The sequence below is a fragment of the Geobacillus sp. E263 genome (genome assembly GCF_007197795.1).
GTDB lineage: Bacteria > Bacillota > Bacilli > Bacillales > Anoxybacillaceae > Parageobacillus_B > Parageobacillus_B toebii.
Genome location: NZ_CP041632.1, coordinates 2,075,244 through 2,097,981, shown reverse-complemented (window position 1 = coordinate 2,097,981; position 22,738 = coordinate 2,075,244). Strand labels below are relative to the sequence as shown.

The window sequence follows — 22,738 nt, the reverse complement described above, 5'->3', positions numbered from 1 at the left end:
ACAAAAACGTCTCGAGCAAGACTTGATTAACCCGGATTTATCTGTTGTGATGAAGAAGTGTTATGAGAAGCAATTAAAAAAAATTAGAGCGCGACAGGAGAAGCTTCGTTGCATGCGGATCCTGTCACTTGTCGGATGTATGGGCACAGACAGGGGGGGAGAAAGTTTGTTGGCGGAAATACATGGAAAAATATCATCGGACGGTTCGAATTTAAGCGAGCGGCTTGAGGATCAGTTGACAGCAAACGTATTTGGCACGTCGCGTTATCTCCCTTTTCACAAAGGGATTCAGCCGATTTTCAGCAAGGCCGTATTTTTTTCTCAAACTGATCAAACGGTGTTCATAAATGGTTTGGAGATGCAAAAAGACGAATTTATAGGGGATAAGGTTAAGTTTTGGGTCAAGGGAGAAAGAAGTGAAATCGATGTTTTGCTGGAATTGGATCATTTGATCATAGGAATCGAAGTGAAATACCATAGTTCTTTATCATCAGACGATCAATTGGAGCGAGAAGCAAGTGATTTATTAAAGGGTAAAGGACAGACGCCAAAGTTTTTGCTCTTATTAGGAACGGAACCAGAAGTGAATATGATGGCTAAAAAGGTGATGGAAGACAGAAAACTGCCAAGCGGTGTTCATTTCGGATATTTATCGTGGCAAGAAGTGTTCCATCAATTGGTGTACGTGCAAAAAAATGAAACATTGAATGAGTTTGAAAGGTTAATGCTGAAAGATTTGACTGCTTTATTGAGAAAAAAGGGATTTGATCGTTTTCAAAACTTTCAAAGCCTTGCTTGTCCTTTAGTTGACCACTGCTCCTACTTTCATTTTTATACAGATGAACAATTTTTTCATTTAAGTGCCAATCGTATTGAAAAGGAGTGGTATTATGAATTCCGTTAGTATACGAGAGAACATAAAAAATGCTTTTGAGGTTGTGCGAAAAACGTACGAGAGTGTCGATAAACTGTTGGCGGAATTGGATCGCCAATCGGTCGAATGTGGATTTGTTCCGGTGATCCCGCAATTTTTGCGTTGGAAATCTGACCGAGAGTATCAAGGCTGGTTCATTCAATCTTTTATCAAGCTATATCAGAGAGATTTTGCCACTCCTTGCCGGTCAGGGAATGGGTTGAAAAATGACCCAATATATGCGGTTGAAATTTCATTTGAAGAAGAACCAAGGATGACGTTGTGTAAATACGTGTATTCAACCCTTGAACATTGGGATAAACCGCCGAGCGTTTCTGAGCATTGGTTTTTCTACTGGCCTTTATATGATGGCGATAATTTTACTGACCATGAACTTGAAAATGGAGTGTTTAGAACCGTTCCGAATGACGAAAAAACTTCGGAAAAATTCGGTAAAATTCAAGAGGTTATTTGGAAGGAAATTGACTTATTATCCATTACATCAACGAACATTAGGGATATGGTATTTCGTGAGTTGAAGTGTTTGTGACGGATAAACTCGAATTGGGGAAACGAAAGCAATTTATGGACTCAGGGAGAGGCAGTGCATGGGGATCAAAATAGAAAAATTCCTGTTCGGGTGGCAAGATTCCAAGCGCAGGAGCTAGAGAAATGGAGAAACGGGGAAAGAGAAAACGGTAAAGATTTTTATTGCAGAAAACTGCCTGGTACGAAAGGATTTGGTTATTTGGGAGTTTTAAAACAAGCCGGTAGAGCATCATTACCATTTCACATTGCTTTCGGCGAAGATGTGGCGAGCCCTGTTTTTTACCGTGAATCGCAAAGAGCATCGTATTAAAGATATAGGGGGAGAGGAATGAACATGCTGAGCTTTGAGCATAAGAAAGCGATTTTTCGGTCATATAAGCAGCTACAAGAAAAGCCTATAAGTTACGATCGAGTAAATTATGTTTATCCAGAAAGCCGGCAAAGAGGGAAAGTATTAACTAGGGAGTTATCCCTTAGTGGAAATGGATATGTAAATGGCAAGTATATGGATAGTGAAATCATAAAGAAAAAAGGATATAACGTTGATCCACGAGGATGGATAAGAATTGCCCATTTCTCTGAAGAACAGTTAAGGGAAGTTATTGAGATTGCCATGATGTCTATGTCAGGGAAAAGTGCTGAAATGATACAAACTGGCGCAAATTTGAACCATGATAGTAACAAAATGAAGTAGCAAGAAATAGGGATGGAAACTTCGACTTCTTTTGAAAGACTGGTTCGTTCATGTTTGTATAATTGGATTGGCTATGGAAATGTCAATGCCCCGATTTGGTTTCTTGGAGTTGAAGAAGGTGGGGCAGAAATATGGAGACACCGTACGAAAACGCTTGAACAAAGTTTAGAGATTCGCTCAAAGTTTCATCTTCAAATGGATTTTCGGCATGTTTGGGAAGATTTGTACAATATATCGTTATCATCATGGACAGGCCCTAATGTTTGGCGCTATATAGCGGCTTTTATTTTGGAATTCGAAGGAAGGGATGCAACGGTTGAAAATATTAACGATTATTTGGACATGATCAAGGAGTTTAGGGATGCAGAATTGAAAAATTTGGTTGGTGCATTAAGAGACGGGAGTGGATCAACGTGAAATTTGATCCCAATCAGCATCTTCATTTAGGATATTATGAGAACAATGTTGACTTAGAAGCAGTTGCATATAAAATTCAGAACGAAAATAAGTGGGTGGTTTTTTTAGATCATGAACAAGATACTACATTAGTTCAAAAAATATTAGATCAATATGATTACCATGAAAAATATGGTTACAAGATTTTTACTATTGATGCAGATGATTTATCTTATGAAGTCGGAAGCAAGCTATTGGAAGAGTGGTTAAAAACAAATAACGTAATATAACAAGGAACAAATTCGCTAACACGGCTTCAATCCACGGCCAAAGAATAATATTTGGCACCATGATATAATGGAAACAAAAAGCAAATGGAGTGAAGGCGCGGTGAAAACTCCAGAGTTTCCAAATCACAACTACACGTATGAAGATTATCTGAAATGGGACGGACAATGGGAATTGATTGACGGCGTGCCATATAGTATGGCTCCTTCTCCTTCGTTTACCCATCAATATATCATCGGTGAGCTTTATGCGGCGTTGCGGGATTATTTTCAACAACAAGGATGCATAGTGGTCATGGCACCGTTTGATGTCATATTCGCTTCAAATCTTGATGACAAATCTGTGAAAAATGTGGTGCAGCCCGATATTTCCGTTATTTGTGATCGAGAGAAAATCACAGAAAAGGGATGCGTAGGCGCACCTGACTTAATCGTAGAGGTGTTGTCTCCGAGTACGGCGTTAAAAGACCGAAATGAAAAATACAAATTATATCAACGGTTTGAAGTAAAAGAATACTGGATGGTTGACCCGCTGCATCGAACTATCGAGGTGTACGGATGGCATAACGGAGTATATGAAAAAAGGGAAGTATTTGGAGAACAAGATGTGCTAGTTTCTTTTCTGCATCCAGACTTAAAGATTTGCCTAAAAGATGTGTTTCAACGGTTATAATAAACACATATATGCGCACATGTTTAGAATGGCTGTGAAAACAACCCCCCATCTATTTGGCGATGGGGGCAAGTTCATCGTGGAGAGAAACGTTACGGATGGAGAGGCTATTGTTGCTGGGAGAGCTTGCGGATTTTTCGGTCATGTTGGGCAATTTTGGCTGAGTGGAAATCGACGGTTTCTTGTGTTTCGATAAGTTCGATGCGCAAGTTGTCGATTTTTGTTTCTAATCGATTAAATCGTTCGTTCATTTCCGCAAACTTGCTTTTAAATTCATCATTCATTGCTTCGACTTTTTTATCTATTGCTTCGATTTTTTTGTCTAATGCTTCGACTTTTTTGTCTAATGCAGCGATTTGCGAGCGAAAGTCAGATGCATGCAGATCGAGCGCCTTTAAAATTTCTTTTAACATCGTTTGTTGTTCCACGTCATTCACCTCCTCACTAAACAGTATAACTCGATCATATAGACAAGAAAAGACAAAAAGGTGTAGGGCAGAAGCCTAATGCATCTGTCTTTTTGTTACTATCCCCTATAAGTAGACAGCAAAAAAGACATTGGATATGATGTTCTTGAGCGTCTGCTTTTATGGAGAAGAAAAGATCAAATTTTTTTATTTGTCTAAAAGACACGTCTCAACAGTTATAATATGATTATTGCTTATTTAATGGATGCTTCTTATTTTTTAAAAATGATGATAAGGAGAAAAGAAATGAAAGTTGGAAGAAACGATCCTTGCCCTTGTGGAAGCGGGAAAAAGTATAAAAAGTGTTGTATGAAAAAGGATGCTGTTGTAGAAATCCGAAAAGTGAGGGAGGAGCGCTTTTTTCAATTAAAAAATGAGTTATCGGAAGAAATTTACCAATTTTTAGAGCGGTCGTTGCCTTTTTCGGAAAAACTGCGCGCGGAAACAGTGTTTGATCAAAAAATAACCCCCATAAAAAATGGAGACGCGCTCGGACCTTTGTTTTGGCTTTGGTATTTATTTTTCCATCGATTTGACAACGGATTGCGCGGAGTCGAATGGTTTTATCAAGAGAAAAAAACTGGTTTAAAGGCGGAGAAAGCGCGATTGCTTGAAACATGGGTATCACTTGTCCCACGCCTTATTCAAATTGTAGATATGGATGACAATGGAATAACGGTGGAAGATGCGTTTACGCACGAACGGTTTCATATGCCGTTTTGTGAAACGATGAGTAAGCCTATTCCGTGGGGAGGAACGTTTTGTCTGCTTGAGCCGTTCGGCGAAGGCTATTATGTTCATGGAGCGGCGATTTTTGAAGGACCGCGGGGAATCAAACGCGCATATGCAAAGATCAACCAGTTGATGTCAGAAACGAAACAATCGTATGAACAAATCGCGATGACCTGCTTTTTAGAAATTGTGAATGAATTAATGGATCCGTATGATTTTCGGCATCGCGAAATGACAAAAATTGATGAAGTGACATTGCATTATGAAGTGGATGATGGAAAAAAGCTGGTTCATTCTTTAGAAAAACAAGACGTCGTTATCGTGGATGAACAGAAAGGAAAAATAACAAAGTTAAGTTTTGCCGGCAAACAGTATATATATGAGGACAATCTAGCTTCAAGTCCGGTGTATATGCGCGAAGTGTTAGGATTTATAGAAATCAATAAACACCACCTAAAGTTTGTGACTTTTTTGCCAGATGCGGTGGAATCGTTTATAAAAGTGATGGAGAAAGCGGGATCTGTTGCCCGTTTTATCAAAAAAACGGTACGCAAATTGGACGCGCCGAAAAACGTCGAATTTCGCTCTTATGCGATGCAGTTAGGAGAAAATGTACCGCTTTATTTTGGCGCACTGGCGAATCAGACGCTAGATATTTATCAGTCATTGCACACTCCGCAAGAGGAATGGGACGGGAAAACCGTGATGCAAATGGTAGAACAAGGGAAAAAAGAAGAAGTCGAGCGATGGCTGCAAGAACGCGAGTATATTAGTTTTATGAACGCCGAGCGGCTGGAATGTCCGGTTACGGTTGATTTTAATACGATTCGCCGGAAGTTTGGTCTTCCTTTATCTCCATTTGTCACGTTAGGGAAAAAACGACAAACGCGATTGCTGGAGAAGCAGCGAACAGACGAAATGGAACAATACGAGCAATATGACATGCCGCTTGAATGGATGGATTCTTTCTTTGGTAAAGATATAGCGGAGTTTTTTATCGAAAAAACGAGAGGAAAATCAGAAGCAACGGTATCGAAATATCGGACAGGGCTATCCATTATCGCCCAATATTTGTTACAGTCTCGTCTTTCGTCTTGGACAAGCATCACAAAAGACCATTGGCAGCAATGCATCGTTTATCATTATTTAGAAATGAACGGTGATGCGAGCATCAATCAAGCGAAGTCGTTTTTCAGCACGGTAAAAGCGTTGGCAAAGTGGATTGACGCGCGATATGGAACGAATCATGATAAAACGGTTCGATCCATCATCCAGACGGTGGAAGAAGAGATATATGACGCGATTCGTTTGCTTGATTTATATGTTCCGTATACAACGAGAAAATACCATTATTGGTTACAGGAAATAGAAAGAGATGTAGTTGAAAACACACTAGCGAACTATCAAGTAAGCGGCCTGTTTCAAATCATCGATATTTCCGCTGCGACGATGAAATGTAAACATACAGAAAGCGGAAAGCAATATACGATATCCGTCACTTCATTTGTTCGTTCTTATGCGAAAATAGGGATGATCATTCGCGGAAACATTGTCAAAACGGCAAACTCTGGCCGTTGGAAATTCATCTATGTGTCACGGGTGTTCCCAAAAGAGGCGGGGCAGTATTTGAGTTGAAAATGGAGTTTGCTTCAAGAATAGAAAAGATTGCTTAGTTGGTTGACGGACAGTGATAGGCACTGTCCGTCTTTTTCCAATCAATAGAGAGCCGTCGATGCAATTGGAATGGAGCGGCTCTCTTTTTATGTGAGATTGATAGGGGGTGCGTGTTTTAAATTGTTATTCCAAACTATCGCGATATTGATCTCGGATTAATGTCGTAAGGCCAATATTGTCTAAATAACGGACAGGACATAGGAATGTGACGGTGACGACTCCTGGGTGTCTGCCGATTTCGATCGCGCCGGTGATCGTTGCGCGGTTCATCACTTCAGGGACGGAAATGCCTAACACATTCGCCGCTCTTTGTAATCCGTTTTCCGTTGCTTCGTTCAAGTTTGCGCCTGTTCCGATAAAGGAAATCGGAAGGGATTCTTCTAGCTTTTTCACGCCCCATTGCTCTGCAAGGTCAAGCGCAATTTCTTTTTCTTTTTTCGTTATTGGCTTTGCTAGATATGGAAGGTCTTCTTCGACAGGGAGAAGGATCGGACCTTCAATCGTTAAACCTTTAATCACTTTTACTTGAAGCGTGACGATACCAGCTACATCTGTTGTATGTCCCGCGATTTCCCCATCTCCTTGCATGGCGTGCATGTCACCGAGATAAACGCCGCCGCCCGGCACTTTCACAGGGCAGATTAAGACGGCACCTTCCCGCACGCGATTAATATCCATATGTCCGTCTGTGCGGTCTTCGAGCTGCTCTTTGGTGATCCCGTATTCATGCGGGGCATCAACGAGAAACTGCCCGAAGTCCCCCGCGTTGTGCGAGTCTGGAAATGGGCGTGCCGGCGTTGTGCCAAGTTGTCCAAGGAAAGGTCGAAGTCTAGCGACTGTTCCTACTAAATCGTGAGGTGCAAAAGTGACGATCGGGTTTTGCACCGAGTTGTCAGGGGTCGCCATGTAATAGCGCCCTTGTTGGGCGATATGTTCTGCCGCTTCTTTATGCAGCGTGATGCCGACTTTTTTATTGGAATCAAACGCCATCGTATAGCCGTTTGTAAACACAAATGGAGTGACGTCCGCGCCGCAATTGGCGCAACGAATTGCTTCTTGGCCTATTCCTTCTATTTTTGTCTCTGGATACATCGTTCCGCATTCAGGACATTTCACGGCGACAAATGGGTCTCCTACAAATCTTCCTTCCATCGGCTTATCATTTCCGGAGGACGTAGCAATGGAAGTGACGCGGATCGATTTAATTTTGATCGCGATCGCGTCTCCCACTTCTGCGCCTTCTACGAAAACAGGTTTCGTGACTTCGTGGCCGCCGCGAATACAAGGGGTGATCATCGGTCCCCAGCAGCCAGGGGCCGTATTAGCCACAATATATCCGCCATCTTGCACAGGACCTAGCATTTCACCGTTAGGATCTAAAATTCCGTTCGTGAACTCGTTGACAAATACGGTTTGTTTTGCTTCCATCGCTTCCCATTCCCTTCATGATAAAATATTTTCTATGCAAATTATAAGAGATGATAGAAAACGATTTCAAACAAACAGCTTGATAATTCTAAAAATAACTTAATAGATTGGCTAATCAGAGATTATCACAAAAAATATAATATTATGAATATTACTAATTTTATGTATAATATTGTATAATTCGATTTTAGAAGGGAGGAAAATGAATGAGAAGCAGTATAGAAAAGGTGTTAGAAGAAAAAGGAATTAAAGTATCTGAAGAGGAACTAGAGCTGTTAGAACAGCAATGGAAGGCGATTCAACAATTGAAAAATGGAATCGAAACATTGAAATTAAACGATGCCGATATTGGCATCACTCATCATCCAGGAGGTGTGTATTGTGGGAAAACGGTTCAATGAGAAAACGATTTCCGAACTTGCGCCGCTTGTAAAAAGCAAGCAAATTTCCCCAGTTGAGATCGTCCGTGATGTACTCGAACAAATCGAAAAGTTAAACGGTGAGTTAAATGCTTATATTGAGGTAACCGCGGATAAAGCGCACAGACAGGCGGAGACGGCGGAAGCGGAAATATTATCGGGAAATTATCGTGGTCCGCTGCACGGCATTCCGGTGGCGATTAAGGATAATATTTATATCGCCAATGAAACCGCAACGATGGGATCAAAAATACATCGGAATTTTCAACCTAGCTATCATGCGACTGTGGTGGAGAAACTTTCCGAAGCGGGAGCGGTTTTTCCTGGGAAGCTCAATTTGCATGAATATGCTTGGGGAGCGACGAATAATAATCCTCATTTTGGCCCTGTTCGCAATCCTTGGGATACCGAGCGAATTTCGGGAGGATCGAGCGGAGGATCAGGAGTTGCGACAGCCGCTCATATGACGATTGCCTCTTTAGGGACGGATACGGGCGGATCGATAAGAATTCCTTCCTCCTTTTGCGGTATTGTCGGCTTAAAACCTACCCATGGATTAGTGAGCAAATACGGTTGCTTTCCGCTAGCGTGGTCGTTGGATCATATCGGTCCGATGACGAAAACGGTGGAAGATGCTGCTTATGTTTTAGAAGCGATTGCAGGCTATGACCCCAAAGACCCGACCTCTATCGATGCCCCTACAGCTAGATATTCCACGCAATTAACGGAGTCCGTCAAAGGTGTAAAAATCGGTATAGAACCATATTTCTTTGACAATGTGGATGCAGAAGTGGAAAAAGCGGTGAAGAATGCCATTTCATCGCTGGAGCGTGAAGGCGCCATCGTCGAAACAGTACGAATTCCGACATTGCAATATGCGCAATACGCGGAAATGATTACGATTATCTCGGAAGCTAGCGCCATTCATCATCATAATTTAGTAGAAAGAGAAGAGGATTTTGGTGACGATGTCCGTTTTCTATTGAAGCTTGGAGAAATACCATCCGCCGTGGACTACTTGCAGGCGCAGCAAATTCGTTTGCAGTTGGATCGCGAATTTATGGAGATATTCAATAAGGTAGACGTCATCATTACCTCGACGCTTCCGTTGCTGCCTCCGAAAATCGGCCAAGATACGGTACTATTAAATGGAAAAGAAGTGAATTTTCTTGATCATATTATTCGTTTTACTGGTCCGTTCAATTTGACGGGCTTGCCAGCTGTAACGGTACCGTGCGGTTTTGCGCAAGGTCTTCCTATCGGCATGCAAATAGTCGGTCCGGCCTTCCAAGAAGGAAAAATATTAAACATTGCCGACGTGTTTGAAAAGTTGCATCCAGAGTTAAAACAAAACCCGATTGCTCTTAAACAGTAAGAAAACGGCCTTCCCTTTCCGATGGGAGAGGGGAGGTTTTTATATATGGATGGATATCCCCGAATAACGTGAAGCAGGGGTAATGCAACACGACTTGGACAACAAAAATATTTTGACCAGCAGGAATAATTTTGTTATCGTTAAGACAAGAACATGGAAAAATTTTGAGGGGGATGTCTTGTGAGCGAATTCAAAGCGTTAGTAGTAAATAAAACCGAAACAGATTTTACCGTCAATGTACAAACTGTTTCCATGGATGACCTTCCAAAAGGGGATGTCCTCATAAAGGTCCAATATTCCAGCGTCAATTATAAAGACGGATTGGCGTCCATTCCTGATGGCAAAATTGTAAAAACATATCCGTTTATCCCGGGGATTGATTTAGCTGGTATTGTTGTTTCTTCGGATGATCCGCGTTTTAAAGAAGGAGACGAAGTCATCGCAACTGGCTATGAAATTGGTGTGACGCATTACGGAGGGTACAGTGAATACGCCCGTATTCCTGGAGATTGGCTCGTCCCGCTTCCAAAAGGATTGACATTAAAAGAGGCAATGGCTTTAGGAACAGCTGGCTTTACGGCGGCACTATCGATTCACCGCTTGGAGGAAAACGGCCTGTCCCCGGAAAAAGGGAAAGTGCTTGTCACTGGGGCAACCGGCGGTGTCGGCAGTTTGGCGGTTTCGATGCTGGCAAAACGGGGCTATGAAGTGGTCGCAAGCACAGGCAAAGAAACAGAGCATGAATATTTGCGCGAGCTTGGCGCGAAAGAAATTCTTTCCCGAGAAGATGTATGTGTCGAGAAGATCCGCCCGTTAGATAAACAACAATGGGCAGCGGCAGTGGACCCTGTCGGCGGGAGAACACTTGCGACTGTTTTAAGCCGCATCCAATATAATGGCGCCGTGGCAGTCAGCGGGTTGACAGGCGGCACGGACGTTCCAACAACCGTTTTCCCATTTATTCTTCGCGGCGTAAGTTTATTAGGCATTGATTCGGTCTATTGCCCAATGGAGTTAAGAAAGCAAATTTGGGAACGAATGGCCAGCGATTTAAAACCTGATAAACTATTAGAATCGATTGCGCAGGAAGTTACTCTCGAACAGCTTCCTGAGGCACTAGCAAATATTTTAAAAGGTAAATTACGTGGCAGAACGGTGGTAAAGCTATCATAAAATGGTTAACCATCGAATACATATACCCCCATTCCGAGGATTCGGACATGGGGGTTTTTTATTGGAATGAACCTCTCCCACCTACACTCTGTTTAGAGGTGAGAGACTTCTCAGTGGACATGTTAAACGCGGGATCAACCTGTTGGAATGGGGGAAATACCATCTACTCACTTTTAGACATTTTTCTTTTTTCCTTTTTCTGTGCTATCACATAATAAAGAGCTGGCACTACAAATAGAGTTAAAGCAGTACTATACAGTAACCCTCCTATAATCGTAATAGCTAAGGGGCGAAATAAATTGCCTCCTATTATGGCTAGGGGCGTTAACCCACCCACTGCGGATAAGGATGTCAATAAAATCGGACGCAAACGCAACCTTCCAGCCTGAATCAAAGCATCTTTCAACTTTTGCCCTTGATCCAATGCACTATCAGCGAATTCCACGAGCATAATTCCATTTCGAACGACAACGCCTCCCAATCCAATCATGCCTAGTAATGCCATAAATCCTAATGGTTGATTGGTAAGATAGAGGGATAAAATGGCTCCACTCATCGCCATATAAATCGCTGTCATAATCACAATTTGCTTCCAGAATGAACGGAATTGGATAAACACCAATACAAAAATCAATAGTATGGATAGCACATAGAACTTGTACATCGATTCAAATGCTTGTGTACGCTGTTCCTCTTGTCCTTCCATTGTCCATTGATATCCACTCGGCCATTTTTTCTCCAGGGCTTTCAGACGCTCCTTCGCTTTTTCAGTCATTTGTGGAACCATTTGGTTATGATCCACATAAGCTGTCACCATGGCCGATCGCTCTCCGTTATAATGAGTAATCTGTGGGACAGTTTGAACAGTTGATATTTTAGCAATCTGATTGAGAGGCGCATATTGACTTTGACCGTTAGGTAAGACGGTGGAAACCCAAAAGTCTCCCAATTCTTTCATATTTCTGGGTGATTGATTTGCCTTCAGTAAAACGGGAAAAGATTCATTTTCGACAAATACTTTACCAACTTCGATCCCCTCTAGTGCAAATCGATGGTTTAAAGCGATATCTTGTGGAAGGATTCCATATTTCAGGCTCTTTTCCTTATCAGGAGTGACAGATACTTCGGAAGTTTTTCTTCCAAGCGATGACTGGGTCTGGGTAATATGGGGGATCCCATCCAACTCTCTTTTGACATCTTCCGAAATTTTTTGTAGTTGTACCAAATTTTCTCCTTTAATCCGAATTTGGATAGGTGCTTCAATGGGTGGTCCTTGCTCAAACTGTCGTACTAACACATGCGTATCTTTTGGAAATTTTCCTTTTAACTGCTCATTCAGTCGATCAACGACCTTTTCCGTTTCCTTAACCCCTGTCTCATTGAGATGTAGCATCATCTGTGCTACAGATTCCCCACGATCCATAGGCTTCTCATTATAGTAAATTCTCGGCATCAATTGTCCCAAGTAGGTGATATCAAAATCGATCGCTTTATCACGCTTGACTATTTCTCTTACTTTTTTCACTATGCTCTCTGTCTGTTCGAGACCGGACCCTTGTGGTAAACGAATATCGACCACTAACTGGGATCGTCCATCCGCTTTAGGGAAAAACTGTACTTGTAATAATGGCAGCAAAGCCAATAAGGCTGTACTTACCCCAAAAAAGATAGCAATCCATAATGGAGCTCTTTTTAATGTTTTCGTCGCTAACTGCTCATATTTAGACTGTAGAACAGACCATCCTCTCAGTAACCACTTACTCTCTTTTGTTTGTCCCTTTAATCCGAATCTTGCCCGCAATGCTGGAATAAAGAACAGTGAGACAAGTAGTGAAACGAGCAAAGTCACAATGATTACTTGCGGGATCGAATGGATAAAACGACCCGTATCCCCTTCTAAGAAATAAAGGGGAGCAAATCCGACAACAATAGTCAATGTTGCCACAATAATTGAAGGCGTTACTTCATATACAGCTTTAATAATATTCCCTATGTTATTCCCGTTTTCGGTTAAATGTCTCTCAATATTCTCATTAGAGACAATCGAATCGTCCACTAAAATACCTAAAACCAAGATAATCGAAGCAATGGAGATTTGATGTAAACTCACTCCCCATAAATTTAAGAAAAATAATGAAATACACACGGTAATCGGCACGCTAAGACTGGTAATGAACGCGGAACGGACGGCTAATCCTAACAGACAGATCGCTACTACAACCAGTATACCGACACTTAATTCACGATACAGCTCATTAAACTTTTTATTTACACTTTCACTTTGATCAAAAACAACCTTCCCCGTATATTTTTTCGGTAATTCTTTCTGCCAGGATTGATAAACCTTTCTTAATTCTTCTCCTACTTTTCTGGCATCTACATGATAGTCCACATAGGCAATTAACGCTACGCTTTGCTTTTCACCTGTTAAAATTTTCGTGTTTTCCTTTTCATATCCCCATTCAACTTTGGCAAAGTCCTTGACATACAATTGCTTGCCTGACTTGGGATTTTGAAATATTGGGAGATTTGCGATCTGATCCGGGTTACCAAGCCCTCCGACGGTCAGGACATTCTTTTTTTCATTTCCTTTTAAAGTGCCTTCTGGAATTTGAACATAATTTTTTTGTAAAGCCTGCATTACTTGCATCCAAGAAAGTCCCAAGCTTTTCAGTTTAGGAATATCGACATTGATTTCGACCCGCTTATCCGCTAATCCCAATATTTCTGTACGCTTGACCCCTGTTACTCGATCAAAGCGTTTCTGCAGATCATTCGCTTTCTCTTTCAATTCCTCCTGATTTATTTGACCATCTTGAGAAAGGTGTACAATCATAAAAGCCATCTCAGATAGATCCGTCTTGATTTCCGGTTCCGTTGCATCTTCAGGTAAAAGCCTTTTCGCTTGGTCCACCTGTTCCTTTACTTTTTGCTGCGCTTTTTCCAAATTATTTCCTTCTTTAAAAGTCACAAACAAGGTGGATACATTCGGAAGCGAAAAAGACTCAATGTTTTGTACTTCGGAAACCGTCTTGATTTTCTTCTCCAACACATTTGTAACCAATTGCTCTACCTTTTCGCTTCCCGCTCCAGGATAAGTAGTCACAATGGCTATGCCATTCACCAAAAACTCAGGATCTTCCTGCTTATCCATTTCAAAATAAGAAAAGACCCCGGCAAGACTCAAAGCGATAAACAAAAGGAGTGTAACAACCGGTTGTTGTATCCCTTTCTTTATCCATTGCATCTGATACACGCTCCCCCTGAAAAGTGATCCTCACTTACAGTAATAAGCATGGAAAAAAGGCATCATTTTTTCTTTTTTAACAGTCCAACCCCCAGTGCAACTAAACCGATCGCAAGTAACACCGCTCCGACATAAGCCAAATAAATAAAAGCATTTGGTTTTGTCGCATCCCAGTTTAGTGAACTTGGGTCACCGGAAAATAAAATCGCTTTTTGCTGTTTTCTTTTTACACAATTTCCGGGACTTAATCGGCCATTGTACCACTCTTCTTTCGTTTTTATTAAATTTTCAAGCGTAAATTACGCATTTCTTCTTTCTACCAAATTAATGCCAAGCCCCATCAATACGACTCCCATAAAAAATAAAATGCTGATTGGATATAATAAATCGCCGATGGAATTTCCATAAACCGCTGCTCCTTTTAAAAGTTCCATGCCGTAAGTAACAGGGACGAATTTAGAGAGAGCCAATAAAATTTTAGAGGAGACGATTTCCAAAGGCCAGTACGCTCCGCCGATCATCGCCATGCTAACTGATACAATCGAAATAATCGCTCTAAACTGTTGCTCGTTGTTCACAAGTCCTGTTATAAAAATGGATAGCGCAACAAGCGCGAAAACATAAGGAATTAATAACAAAAGCATTTCTGCGAATTTTCCGTGAAAATCGACACCGATTCCAAAGTGAAAGATAGCGAATATAAGCGCCACTTGAATATAGCCGACTACAAAACTATATAATAAATTACTTGTATATATTTCCCATTTTTTTAACGGCGAAAGAATCATGCGGTCCCATATTCGTTCCCTTTTTTCGACGAGGATTTGGAGAACGTTAAAAGAAACCGTGTAAATGACAAAAAACAAGGAAAATCCAAATATTGACTGTAATTGATTATCAATCATAATCGGTTGTTCGCCGTGAAAACTTTTCTTTTCAAAAGTAAAAAGGGGCTGTTCCTTTGCTTCGATTAGTATCTTTTTGACTTCTTCCGCATGCGTGTTCGAATGTGTAGAGACATGTTCGCTGATGGCTTTCGTTTGTATATGATCTACGTATACTTTTTGAATATATTGACGAATAAAGTTTACATTTGCCGTCTCTGATGAAATGATTAAACGAAAATCATTTTTTTCTAACTCTACTCCCGCTTCGACTTTTCCTTCACTCACAAGCTTGCGAACTTCGTTTTGATCCGTCAGTTCAAAGTCAAACAAATCAGAATGTTGGAGAAAACGAAGTATTTCGTTTGTTTCCTTTTTAGGAAGATGGCTGTAGACAGGAACTTTTACTTTGCTTTGATTTGCTGTGCCTATGATAAAAGCCATTAAAACGCAAATGGCGGTCATGGCAAGAAAAATCCATGGTTTTCGAAGAAAAAGGCGAAGTTTCGCTATTAAAATGCTACTCATGATAATTCCCCCTTTTTTGGGAATATAAATATGGCTGCTATTACCATCGCCATGCTAAATAAGCATAAATACAAAATCGAACCCGTAACTTCCGCCAAACCATACCCCTGAAGTATTTTTAAATATGCCGTCATGCCTGAACCGTTAGGGGTAAGATTTCCAAGTGTATGAATCCAGCCTGATAGTTGGTTAGAAGGAAAAAAACTTCCTCCGAGAAGCGAAAAAATGGTAACAACAATGCTTGCAAAAAAGTTCGACATATGTTCTGAATTTAATCGGTAATTTAAGGATGTTAACAAAACGGATAATCCTCCAACGGCAAAACATAGGGCAAGAGTGACTGCAAAAAAGGCAGTAACATGAGGCCATCTAATGTGATAAATGATCGAAGTGACCCCATACAGCAAACTTAGCTGTAAAAACGCAAGAAGTACAGAGGAGATAAAAATCCCTATCATGTAAGACCATTTCGATACATTGGCAAGCAATATTCGATTAAACACATGAAGTTGTTTTTCGTGAAAAGCATAAGAACCGATATTTGATGCGATATATAAGACAAACATGACACTCATTCCCACCATATAATAAGTAACGGCATTAATGGGTTCTCTTTTTGTGACCGTTTCAACTTTACCTTGGACATGGACGGTGGGCATGCTAAATGAACTGTTTAGTAAGCCTGATTTTCCAAGAGCAGAAAAAGTGGAGTAGCGCTCTTGAAATGTTTTGACTATATCTTCTACTATTTTCGCTGAGATTTCTTTTTGCTCATTTGTGTAGAAGGAAAGCGTTGGTTGTTGCTTTTTTCCTAGAAAGACGCTTTGTAGAACCGAATACGTAAATTGTCGAGGAATTTCGATAATCGCTGTGTAGCTTTTATCTTTCCTAATTTTTTCGAGTTCAGATGGCTTTACTGTCACTAGCGTGATATATGGTTTTAATTCTTTAGAACCTAATACATCGTTTTTTAATGCAGTAACGGGAAGCATTTGTTTTGCTGCGTTCGTCATCATTTGCTTCTGTTCGGGTGGTATGCCTAGATTTTCTAAATCATGAACAAATTTTTGTAAATCTGCTTGTTCGTTTCCTCTCTCAATGAGAGCGACTTTTGCACGAATGGTAGGAGAGTCATTCTTCATAATGTTTCCGAGCGCTAAGCCTAATATCGTAATTAAAAGAAACGGCATTCCAAGAAGAACAAGCAATTCATGCCGGTTTCGAATAAACAATAGGAGCTGCTTCTTTATAAATTGTCCAATCATCGCGATTCCTCCATTAATCCCGTAGTGCTCGGCCGGTTAGATGCAAGAACACATCTTCCAATGTAGGGGTTTGGATTTCCACCGAAGTTAAAACGGTGTCAGTCTTTTCTGCTAACTTAAATAACATATTGAATACATTTACTTCTTTAGGAGTCAAAATGGTAATCAATCGATCTTGGACGGTTACATGGTTAATGATTGGTTCCGCGCGCAACGCGTCAATAAATGGCTCGTGAACCCTTTCTACTTTTATTTGAACGGTATTTTCCGATGATAAAATATTTTTGATTTCTTCTTTCGTACCAGATGCGATAATGCTGCCTTTATCCATAATGTAAATTCGGTCACATAAGAATTCGACTTCTTCCATGTAATGGCTCGTATATAAAACGGTCATTTGTTTCTCTTGATTTAATCGTTTGACCGTTTCCAAAATATAATTTCTTGACTGAGGGTCAATACCGACAGTTGGTTCGTCCATAATAATAAATTCCGGTTCATGTAAAAGAGCGACTCCGATATTTAATCTTCTTTTCATTCCGCCAGAAAAATGTTTCACTAAATCGTTTTGCCGTTCAGTTAAACCGATTTGTTCCAATATTTCATCGACTTTCTTTCGTAAGCTCGCTCCGGATAAACGATACATTCTTCCGAAAAAATATAAATTTTCTTTTGCTGACAAATCATTGTATAAAGCAATTTCTTGCGGAACCACTCCTAATACCTTTCTTAATTTTGTTGGGTTTTTAAGGACGCTCTCGTTGTTAAAGCGGACATCTCCGCTTGTGGGTGGAATTAAAGTAGAGATCATGGAAATCGTTGTGGATTTCCCAGCTCCGTTTGGACCTAGTAATCCTACAATTTCTCCTTTTTCTAAAAATAAATTAACGCCATTCACCGCTTTTGTTTGTTTAAACTGTTTCGTTAATTCTACCGCTTCTAATATCATTTACTCTCTCCTCCTTCTTTTCTGATTTTCATGTTACGCTATTGCTTTGAAAAATCACTCTATCGCGAGTCATTACTTAAAATAAAAAACATGACTTTAGTCATTTTTCGTTCGCATAAAAAAATGACCGTATGTTTCGGTCGATATTTACGAGGTAATATCATGTTTAATGGCATAAATGGCAAGCTGGGTGCGATCGCGTAGCTGGAGTTTTTGGAGGATTTGTGTAATATGATTTTTTACCGTTCCAACGGATAAATGAAGCTCTGCCGCAATTTCTTTGTTTGTTTTTCCTTCTCCTACTAATTTTGCAATCATGAGTTCACGAGGGGATAAAGGGATGTCAACATGGGGTTGTTTCGATTTTTGTAATAGCTTTGGCATCATTTTTGCCGCGACATCTTCATGAATGGTCAATCCACCTTTCATACAGCTATATATCGCTTGAATCAGTTTTTGTTGTTCAGCCGTTTTCAATAAAAATCCGTTGGCCCCATCTTTCAATGCCTGCACGGCATATTCATCATCATTGAAAGTGGTTAAAATTAAAATTTTGACATCCGGCCATCGCTTTTTCATTTTCCTTGTCGCTTCCAAGCCGTTCATCACAGGCATGCGGATGTCCATAATAACGATATCGATAATATGTTGTTCCATTTCGTGCAATGCTTCTAATCCGTTTTCCGCTTCTGCGACGACTTTTAGTTGAGGATCCTGTTCAATCATCATTTTTAATCCTTGTCTGACAAGCGCTTGATCTTCTACAAGTAAAATGTTAAACACGATGATCCCCCTTTACTGGAATCGTTCCTTGAACAATAAATTCATCATTAGTTTGAAAAATGTGCAAAGTTCCTCCGACTTCCTCTACACGTTCTTTCATGCTCGTTAAACCAAATCCCATTTGAAAAGGTTTCGGCTCAAAAATACGGTTTTTAATAGAAAAATGAATATCGCCCACTGCTGATTTTCCTAACACGACAAATACTTTTCTTGAATGGGCATGCCTCATTGCATTTGTCAATGCTTCTTGAATGACGCGATATAACACAACACTAAGTTGATTGGAAATCTTCGTAGATAGTACACCTTGTTTCGTCGTAAAGTGAACCATAATATGGCTTTCCGATTCTAATTTTCGAATCAATTGAAGCACAGAGGCAATCCCTTCATTTTCTTCTGTTTTTAACGCTTTTACGGCTTGTCTTGTTTCCTCTAAACTATCGCGAACTAAACGTTTTAATTGCTCATATTCTTGTTTCGGTTCTTTGATGGACAACATTTCTAGCTGCATAAGAAGGGCGGTTAATTTATGTCCTACAGAATCGTGAATTTCGCGGGCAATTCTTGTTCGTTCCTCGAGTCTTGCAGACCGTTCTGTTTCATAATGCAAACGCTTTAAACGCCGGTATTCTCCTAATAGCTGTTCATAAATCTCTCGTTGCTCTTTTCTTTCCAACACATATTCATTTAACAGAGCAGAGATGATAGAAAAAAGAATGAAAGCGATGAGCCATTCCATTTCTCCGCTTTTTAAGCCAATAACGATCACTGCTGAACACAGAAACGTAATGATGGTCAATAAGCGGAATTTTTTTATCGATAGTTGAAAAATCGCTTCTAAATAAATGTATAAAAATAACAAAAGACTATACATATTTTTAGGAAGCGGATAACGAAATTCAGCTGCTACAATCAAAAAATGAATGATTATATATAAGACAAGCGGCTCTTTCACAATAGAAAGTAAAAAATAACTTAAAATCGCAAGTGAGCTAATCAACCATAGAAGAGCAGGTTGATTTGAATGTTGGCTATGTTCATATAAGTACCCTGTCCATAAAACCGCAAACATAAGCGAGCGAAAGATAAATAGTTTCACAACATCCCCATCCTGCATATTTAATTTATTTTTAACTTACTGGAGCAAAAAAAGGATGTCAATGGATTTTTAGGTAAAATATGCTTGACCGTAACAAAAAACATGTAACCAAGAAAACTCTTATTTGCGGATGGCTATCAAGTATCTGAACATTTCCGTTACGTATCCAAAAGCCAAATAAAAAACAAAACAAGCCGAAGCTCGTTTGAACCAATGGTTTGATCGGTACCTTTTTAGTGACTGCACCGCCGCACAAAGTATGCCAAGGCGCTCATCACTCAAAGAGACGCGTTGCCTTCTTGCATCATTTTTTCTTACTCGAATGGGATGATGGAGGGAAAACAAAATCAAACTGATTAAACGTCGAGGATATGGATACAGAAATATCCAACATTATTCGAGACATCTATCCCATTTTAATGTAAAAATCAAGTACATCTTTTGTGATGAACCAGTAGGTGGATGAATCGGAATATTCTTGATATTTATAAGGAAATAAGCTATTAATAGAGGTAACAAGTTTGTCATCCCTTTGGAGTTACCTCCATTAAAGATCGGTGGGGTGACAAGTTTTTTTATTTTAGAAAACTAGAATTATCATTCTATATAAACTTTTGATAATACCCAGACTTATGAGGGGGAGAGAGTAATGAAAAAACTAATTAACGATCCGAACCAAGTCGTCAATGATATGTTAGAAGGAATGGTTGCGGCTTATCCAAATCGGGTGAGACGACTGCCAGGTACGAACGTCATTGTAAGAAATGACGCTCCAGTAGAAGGAAAAGTTGGTGTCGTAAGCGGCGGCGGCAGCGGACATGAGCCGGCGCATGCGGGCTATGTCGGAAAAGGAATGTTAGATGCGGCAGTATGCGGGGAAGTGTTTACCTCTCCGACGCCTGACCAAGTGCTAGAGGCCATCAAAGCGGTCGATAGCGGAAAAGGCGTATTGCTTATTATCAAAAATTATACGGGGGACGTGATGAATTTTGAAATGGCCGCGGAGTTGGCCGAAGCAGAAGGAATTCGTGTTGCGAAAGTCATTGTAAATGACGACGTAGCGGTGGAAGATAGCACGTTTACAACAGGACGGCGCGGCATCGCGGGAACGGTGTTCGTTCATAAAATCGCAGGGGCACTATCAGAACGCGGCGCACCGCTTGAAGAAGTCGAGGCGGCGGCGAAGAAGGTGGTGCAAAACGTCCGATCCATGGGAATGGCACTTACTCCGTGCACCGTGCCGGCAGCGGGAAAACCTGGCTTTGAACTTGGAGAAAATGAAATCGAAGTTGGCATCGGCATTCACGGCGAACCGGGAATTGAAAAAACAACGATCAAAACAGCGGACGAAATTGCGGAAACGTTGCTGAACAAAATTTTCGATGACATGAAACTAGAAAAAGGCGATCGCGTCGCAGTGATGATTAACGGACTTGGTGCGACACCGTTAATGGAGCTATATATTGTGAATAAAAAAATATCAGAAATGTTGAAGGAAAAACAAATTCACGTCCATGAAACATTTGTCGGAGAATATATGACCTCGCTGGAAATGGCCGGCTGTTCGATATCACTATTAAAATTGGATGATTCCTTGATCGAATTGTTAGATGCGCCTGCCGATACAATTGCGTTGAAAAAATAAAGGGAGAGGAGAAATCATCATGGCGTTTGGCGTGGAACAGGCGAAACGATGGATGAACATCGCAAACGATAAAATTCAACAACAAAAACAATATTTAACGGAGCTCGATCAAGCGATCGGCGATGGCGACCATGGGTTAAATATGGCGCGGGGATTTCAAGAAGTAGTCGAAAAAATTGCTTCTGTCAATTACGAAGACCTCGGTTCGCTTTTCAAAGACGTAAGCATGACGCTAATCGCGAAAGTAGGCGGAGCTTCAGGACCGCTATACGGCACTGCTTTTTTGAAAATGTCGCTTGCGCTTGCGGGAAAAAAGGAAGCGGATGATAATGAGCTGATCGTAGCGTTAGAAGTGGCGTTAGACGGGATCAAAGCGCGCGGAAAAGCAAACGTTGGAGAGAAAACGATGGTGGACGTATGGGAGCCGGTCATGGAATTTTTGCGGGAGAAAGGAAGCATGCAAGCGAAAGAAGCAGCACTTCTCGCGAAAGAAAAAATGGAACATACAAAAGAACTTGAGGCGAAAAAAGGGCGTGCCGCTTATTTAGGAAAGCGATCGGTTGGCCACATCGATCCAGGTTCTGCTTCTTCGTATTTATTGTTTGCCGCTTTAGCGGAAGTGCTCGAGGGATAAAGGAGAGATCATTCATGAAATATGTCAGCCTTGTATTAATTTCGCACAGCGAGGAAATTGTAAGCGGTTTAAAGAAACTATTAAATCAAGTCCAGCCTGATGTCAACATCGCAGTTGCCGGTGGAAACGATGGGGAGATCGGGACGAACGCTTTCCGCATCAAAGAAGCGATTGAATCCGTCTATTCGGAAAAAGGGGTTGTCATTCTGTTTGACCTTGGCAGCGCTTTGATGAACGCGGAATTGGCGATCGAGATGCTCGAGAAAACAGATCATATCGCCATTGCTGATGCTCCGTTGGTGGAAGGAGCGTATATCGCCGCGGTGGAAGCGGGATTGGGAAAATCGCTCGATGAAATCGTCCGGGCGTGCGAACAGGCGAAACAGATGGTGAAAGTGGCGCGTTCATAGGCGGAATGAGCAAACTATGGCAATAATGGAAAGCGAAAACATGAGGAAATATTGATAGAAAAGCACCGGAATCGAATGGACTGCCTCACTTATTTGAGACAAAGAAAAAACACCTATGCTGCCTGTTTTCTGAACTCAACAGGAGACAGGTAGTTTCATTTGGTCTGAATTCGAATTTGATTATAATATTGGATGCAATTCTGGACCATTTGTTTTACACTAGAGTTAGTGAGATTTTGTTTTTCTTGTGAATAGTAATGAGGAATGAAACGATTCTATTGCGGCATTATCATGGCAGTTTCCTTTGCGGGACATGCTTGTGGTAATGCCTTTTTCTTTGGCTAAATGTTGAAAAGCCATAAGACGTATACACCGCCCCCTTGATCGCTATGGAGTAGCACGTGTTTCGGTTGTCGCTCTTTTACGGCCATTTCTAGTGTCTTTAACACTAACTAAACATCTTGTCGGTCACTGATTTAAGCGGCAATAATCTCATTATTTTTATATAACCCGT

Annotated in this window: 22 protein-coding genes; 14 read left to right on the top strand and 8 right to left on the bottom strand. The window is 40.8% G+C overall.

All coding sequences use genetic code 11. The annotated features are described in order from the left end of the window. The first annotated feature begins 169 nt into the window (after window positions 1-169). The 7 genes from FNL97_RS10775 (at window position 170) to FNL97_RS10745 (ending at window position 3,512) form a co-directional block, all read left to right on the top strand. Window positions 170-904, top strand: a complete 735-nt coding sequence (locus FNL97_RS10775) for a hypothetical protein (RefSeq protein WP_286173355.1) — start codon at window positions 170-172, stop codon at window positions 902-904. Beyond that, a complete protein-coding gene (locus FNL97_RS10770) occupies window positions 891-1,463 on the top strand; it encodes a hypothetical protein (protein ID WP_143415779.1) in 573 nt (190 codons plus the stop codon). Before FNL97_RS10775 ends, FNL97_RS10770 begins: the two co-directional genes overlap by 14 nt. Window positions 1,464-1,517: 54 nt before the next feature. Beyond that, on the top strand, window positions 1,518-1,772 hold the full coding sequence (locus FNL97_RS10765) for a hypothetical protein (RefSeq protein ID WP_062755446.1): 255 nt from the start codon (window positions 1,518-1,520) through the stop codon (window positions 1,770-1,772). A gap of 18 nt (window positions 1,773-1,790) precedes the next feature. Then, window positions 1,791-2,156, top strand: coding sequence for a hypothetical protein (locus FNL97_RS10760; protein WP_143415778.1), 366 nt, complete (start codon window positions 1,791-1,793; stop codon window positions 2,154-2,156). Window positions 2,157-2,168: 12 nt separating this feature from the next. Then, entirely contained in the window at window positions 2,169-2,573 is a 405-nt protein-coding gene (locus tag FNL97_RS10755) for a hypothetical protein (RefSeq protein ID WP_205729467.1), read from the top strand. Continuing rightward, the gene (locus tag FNL97_RS10750; RefSeq protein WP_143415777.1) at window positions 2,570-2,842 is read left to right on the top strand and encodes a DUF3986 family protein; all 273 of its coding nucleotides are present in this window, start codon (window positions 2,570-2,572) and stop codon (window positions 2,840-2,842) included. Before FNL97_RS10755 ends, FNL97_RS10750 begins: the two co-directional genes overlap by 4 nt. Before the next feature lie 67 nt (window positions 2,843-2,909). Next, window positions 2,910-3,512 carry a Uma2 family endonuclease gene (locus FNL97_RS10745; protein ID WP_015863648.1) on the top strand — a complete coding sequence of 201 codons (603 nt, stop codon included), beginning with the start codon at window positions 2,910-2,912 and terminating at the stop codon, window positions 3,510-3,512. Between the two features lie 107 nt (window positions 3,513-3,619). On the opposite strand, the gene FNL97_RS10740 is transcribed toward FNL97_RS10745, so the two are convergent. Then, the gene (locus FNL97_RS10740; RefSeq protein WP_062677894.1) at window positions 3,620-3,940 is read right to left on the bottom strand and encodes a hypothetical protein; all 321 of its coding nucleotides are present in this window, start codon (window positions 3,938-3,940) and stop codon (window positions 3,620-3,622) included. A 285-nt stretch (window positions 3,941-4,225) separates the two neighbouring features. Between FNL97_RS10740 and FNL97_RS10735 the strand changes: the two genes are divergently transcribed. Next, on the top strand, window positions 4,226-6,346 hold the full coding sequence (locus FNL97_RS10735; protein ID WP_143415776.1) for an SEC-C metal-binding domain-containing protein: 2,121 nt from the start codon (window positions 4,226-4,228) through the stop codon (window positions 6,344-6,346). Between the two features lie 162 nt (window positions 6,347-6,508). On the opposite strand, the gene FNL97_RS10730 is transcribed toward FNL97_RS10735, so the two are convergent. Then, a complete protein-coding gene (locus FNL97_RS10730) occupies window positions 6,509-7,813 on the bottom strand; it encodes an acetamidase/formamidase family protein (RefSeq protein WP_143415775.1) in 1,305 nt (434 codons plus the stop codon). 206 nt (window positions 7,814-8,019) lie between these two features. On the opposite strand from FNL97_RS10730, the gene FNL97_RS10725 reads away from it, so the two are divergent. The 3 genes from FNL97_RS10725 (at window position 8,020) to FNL97_RS10715 (ending at window position 10,780) form a co-directional block, all read left to right on the top strand. Next, window positions 8,020-8,214 carry a hypothetical protein gene (locus tag FNL97_RS10725; RefSeq protein ID WP_143415774.1) on the top strand — a complete coding sequence of 65 codons (195 nt, stop codon included), beginning with the start codon at window positions 8,020-8,022 and terminating at the stop codon, window positions 8,212-8,214. Further along, the gene (locus FNL97_RS10720) at window positions 8,195-9,607 is read left to right on the top strand and encodes an amidase (RefSeq protein ID WP_143415773.1); all 1,413 of its coding nucleotides are present in this window, start codon (window positions 8,195-8,197) and stop codon (window positions 9,605-9,607) included. Before FNL97_RS10725 ends, FNL97_RS10720 begins: the two co-directional genes overlap by 20 nt. 180 nt (window positions 9,608-9,787) lie before the next feature. After that, window positions 9,788-10,780 carry an NADPH:quinone oxidoreductase family protein gene (locus FNL97_RS10715; RefSeq protein WP_143415772.1) on the top strand — a complete coding sequence of 331 codons (993 nt, stop codon included), beginning with the start codon at window positions 9,788-9,790 and terminating at the stop codon, window positions 10,778-10,780. Window positions 10,781-10,943: 163 nt separating this feature from the next. Here FNL97_RS10715 and FNL97_RS10710 read toward each other — a convergent pair whose 3' ends face one another. The 6 genes from FNL97_RS10710 to FNL97_RS10685 all read right to left on the bottom strand — a co-directional run bounded on the left by FNL97_RS10710 (window position 10,944) and on the right by FNL97_RS10685 (window position 19,535). Further along, on the bottom strand, window positions 10,944-14,027 hold the full coding sequence (locus tag FNL97_RS10710; protein ID WP_143415771.1) for an efflux RND transporter permease subunit: 3,084 nt from the start codon (window positions 14,025-14,027) through the stop codon (window positions 10,944-10,946). Between the two features lie 299 nt (window positions 14,028-14,326). Further along, on the bottom strand, window positions 14,327-15,439 hold the full coding sequence (locus tag FNL97_RS10705) for an ABC transporter permease (RefSeq protein ID WP_143415770.1): 1,113 nt from the start codon (window positions 15,437-15,439) through the stop codon (window positions 14,327-14,329). Further along, window positions 15,436-16,704, bottom strand: coding sequence for an ABC transporter permease (locus FNL97_RS10700; protein WP_143415769.1), 1,269 nt, complete (start codon window positions 16,702-16,704; stop codon window positions 15,436-15,438). The genes FNL97_RS10705 and FNL97_RS10700 overlap by 4 nt, the downstream gene beginning before the upstream one ends. Before the next feature lie 13 nt (window positions 16,705-16,717). After that, the gene (locus tag FNL97_RS10695) at window positions 16,718-17,653 is read right to left on the bottom strand and encodes an ABC transporter ATP-binding protein (RefSeq protein WP_143415768.1); all 936 of its coding nucleotides are present in this window, start codon (window positions 17,651-17,653) and stop codon (window positions 16,718-16,720) included. Between the two features lie 147 nt (window positions 17,654-17,800). Beyond that, window positions 17,801-18,436: a response regulator transcription factor gene (locus FNL97_RS10690; RefSeq protein WP_143415767.1), complete on the bottom strand. Its 636-nt coding sequence runs from the start codon at window positions 18,434-18,436 to the stop codon at window positions 17,801-17,803. Further along, entirely contained in the window at window positions 18,429-19,535 is a 1,107-nt protein-coding gene (locus FNL97_RS10685; RefSeq protein WP_143415766.1) for a sensor histidine kinase, read from the bottom strand. The genes FNL97_RS10690 and FNL97_RS10685 overlap by 8 nt, the downstream gene beginning before the upstream one ends. 649 nt (window positions 19,536-20,184) lie before the next feature. Between FNL97_RS10685 and dhaK the strand changes: the two genes are divergently transcribed. Genes dhaK through dhaM form a run of 3 tightly spaced genes read left to right on the top strand, consistent with a single transcriptional unit; the run spans window position 20,185 to window position 22,224 of the window. Continuing rightward, window positions 20,185-21,180 carry a dihydroxyacetone kinase subunit DhaK gene (gene dhaK / locus FNL97_RS10680; protein ID WP_143415765.1) on the top strand — a complete coding sequence of 332 codons (996 nt, stop codon included), beginning with the start codon at window positions 20,185-20,187 and terminating at the stop codon, window positions 21,178-21,180. A 19-nt stretch (window positions 21,181-21,199) separates the two neighbouring features. Continuing rightward, entirely contained in the window at window positions 21,200-21,814 is a 615-nt protein-coding gene (gene dhaL, locus FNL97_RS10675) for a dihydroxyacetone kinase subunit DhaL (RefSeq protein ID WP_143415764.1), read from the top strand. 14 nt (window positions 21,815-21,828) lie between these two features. After that, on the top strand, window positions 21,829-22,224 hold the full coding sequence (gene dhaM, locus FNL97_RS10670) for a dihydroxyacetone kinase phosphoryl donor subunit DhaM (protein ID WP_143415763.1): 396 nt from the start codon (window positions 21,829-21,831) through the stop codon (window positions 22,222-22,224). Window positions 22,225-22,738 lie beyond the last annotated feature (514 nt).

What these genes read in the sequence shown, in the direction of transcription:
- FNL97_RS10770 (WP_143415779.1), top strand. Translation starts at nt 891, where the DNA reads ATGAATTCCGTTAGTATACGAGAGAACATAAAAAATGCTTTTGAGGTT.
- FNL97_RS10760 (WP_143415778.1), top strand. Translation starts at nt 1,791, where the DNA reads ATGAACATGCTGAGCTTTGAGCATAAGAAAGCGATTTTTCGGTCATAT.
- FNL97_RS10755 (WP_205729467.1), top strand. Translation starts at nt 2,169, where the DNA reads ATGGAAACTTCGACTTCTTTTGAAAGACTGGTTCGTTCATGTTTGTAT.
- FNL97_RS10745 (WP_015863648.1), top strand. Translation starts at nt 2,910, where the DNA reads ATGGAAACAAAAAGCAAATGGAGTGAAGGCGCGGTGAAAACTCCAGAG.
- FNL97_RS10735 (WP_143415776.1), top strand. Translation starts at nt 4,226, where the DNA reads ATGAAAGTTGGAAGAAACGATCCTTGCCCTTGTGGAAGCGGGAAAAAG.
- FNL97_RS10730 (WP_143415775.1), bottom strand. Translation starts at nt 7,813, where the DNA reads ATGGAAGCAAAACAAACCGTATTTGTCAACGAGTTCACGAACGGAATT.
- FNL97_RS10725 (WP_143415774.1), top strand. Translation starts at nt 8,020, where the DNA reads ATGAGAAGCAGTATAGAAAAGGTGTTAGAAGAAAAAGGAATTAAAGTA.
- FNL97_RS10710 (WP_143415771.1), bottom strand. Translation starts at nt 14,027, where the DNA reads ATGCAATGGATAAAGAAAGGGATACAACAACCGGTTGTTACACTCCTT.
- FNL97_RS10705 (WP_143415770.1), bottom strand. Translation starts at nt 15,439, where the DNA reads ATGAGTAGCATTTTAATAGCGAAACTTCGCCTTTTTCTTCGAAAACCA.
- FNL97_RS10700 (WP_143415769.1), bottom strand. Translation starts at nt 16,704, where the DNA reads ATGATTGGACAATTTATAAAGAAGCAGCTCCTATTGTTTATTCGAAAC.
- FNL97_RS10695 (WP_143415768.1), bottom strand. Translation starts at nt 17,653, where the DNA reads ATGATATTAGAAGCGGTAGAATTAACGAAACAGTTTAAACAAACAAAA.
- dhaK (WP_143415765.1), top strand. Translation starts at nt 20,185, where the DNA reads ATGAAAAAACTAATTAACGATCCGAACCAAGTCGTCAATGATATGTTA.
- dhaL (WP_143415764.1), top strand. Translation starts at nt 21,200, where the DNA reads ATGGCGTTTGGCGTGGAACAGGCGAAACGATGGATGAACATCGCAAAC.
- dhaM (WP_143415763.1), top strand. Translation starts at nt 21,829, where the DNA reads ATGAAATATGTCAGCCTTGTATTAATTTCGCACAGCGAGGAAATTGTA.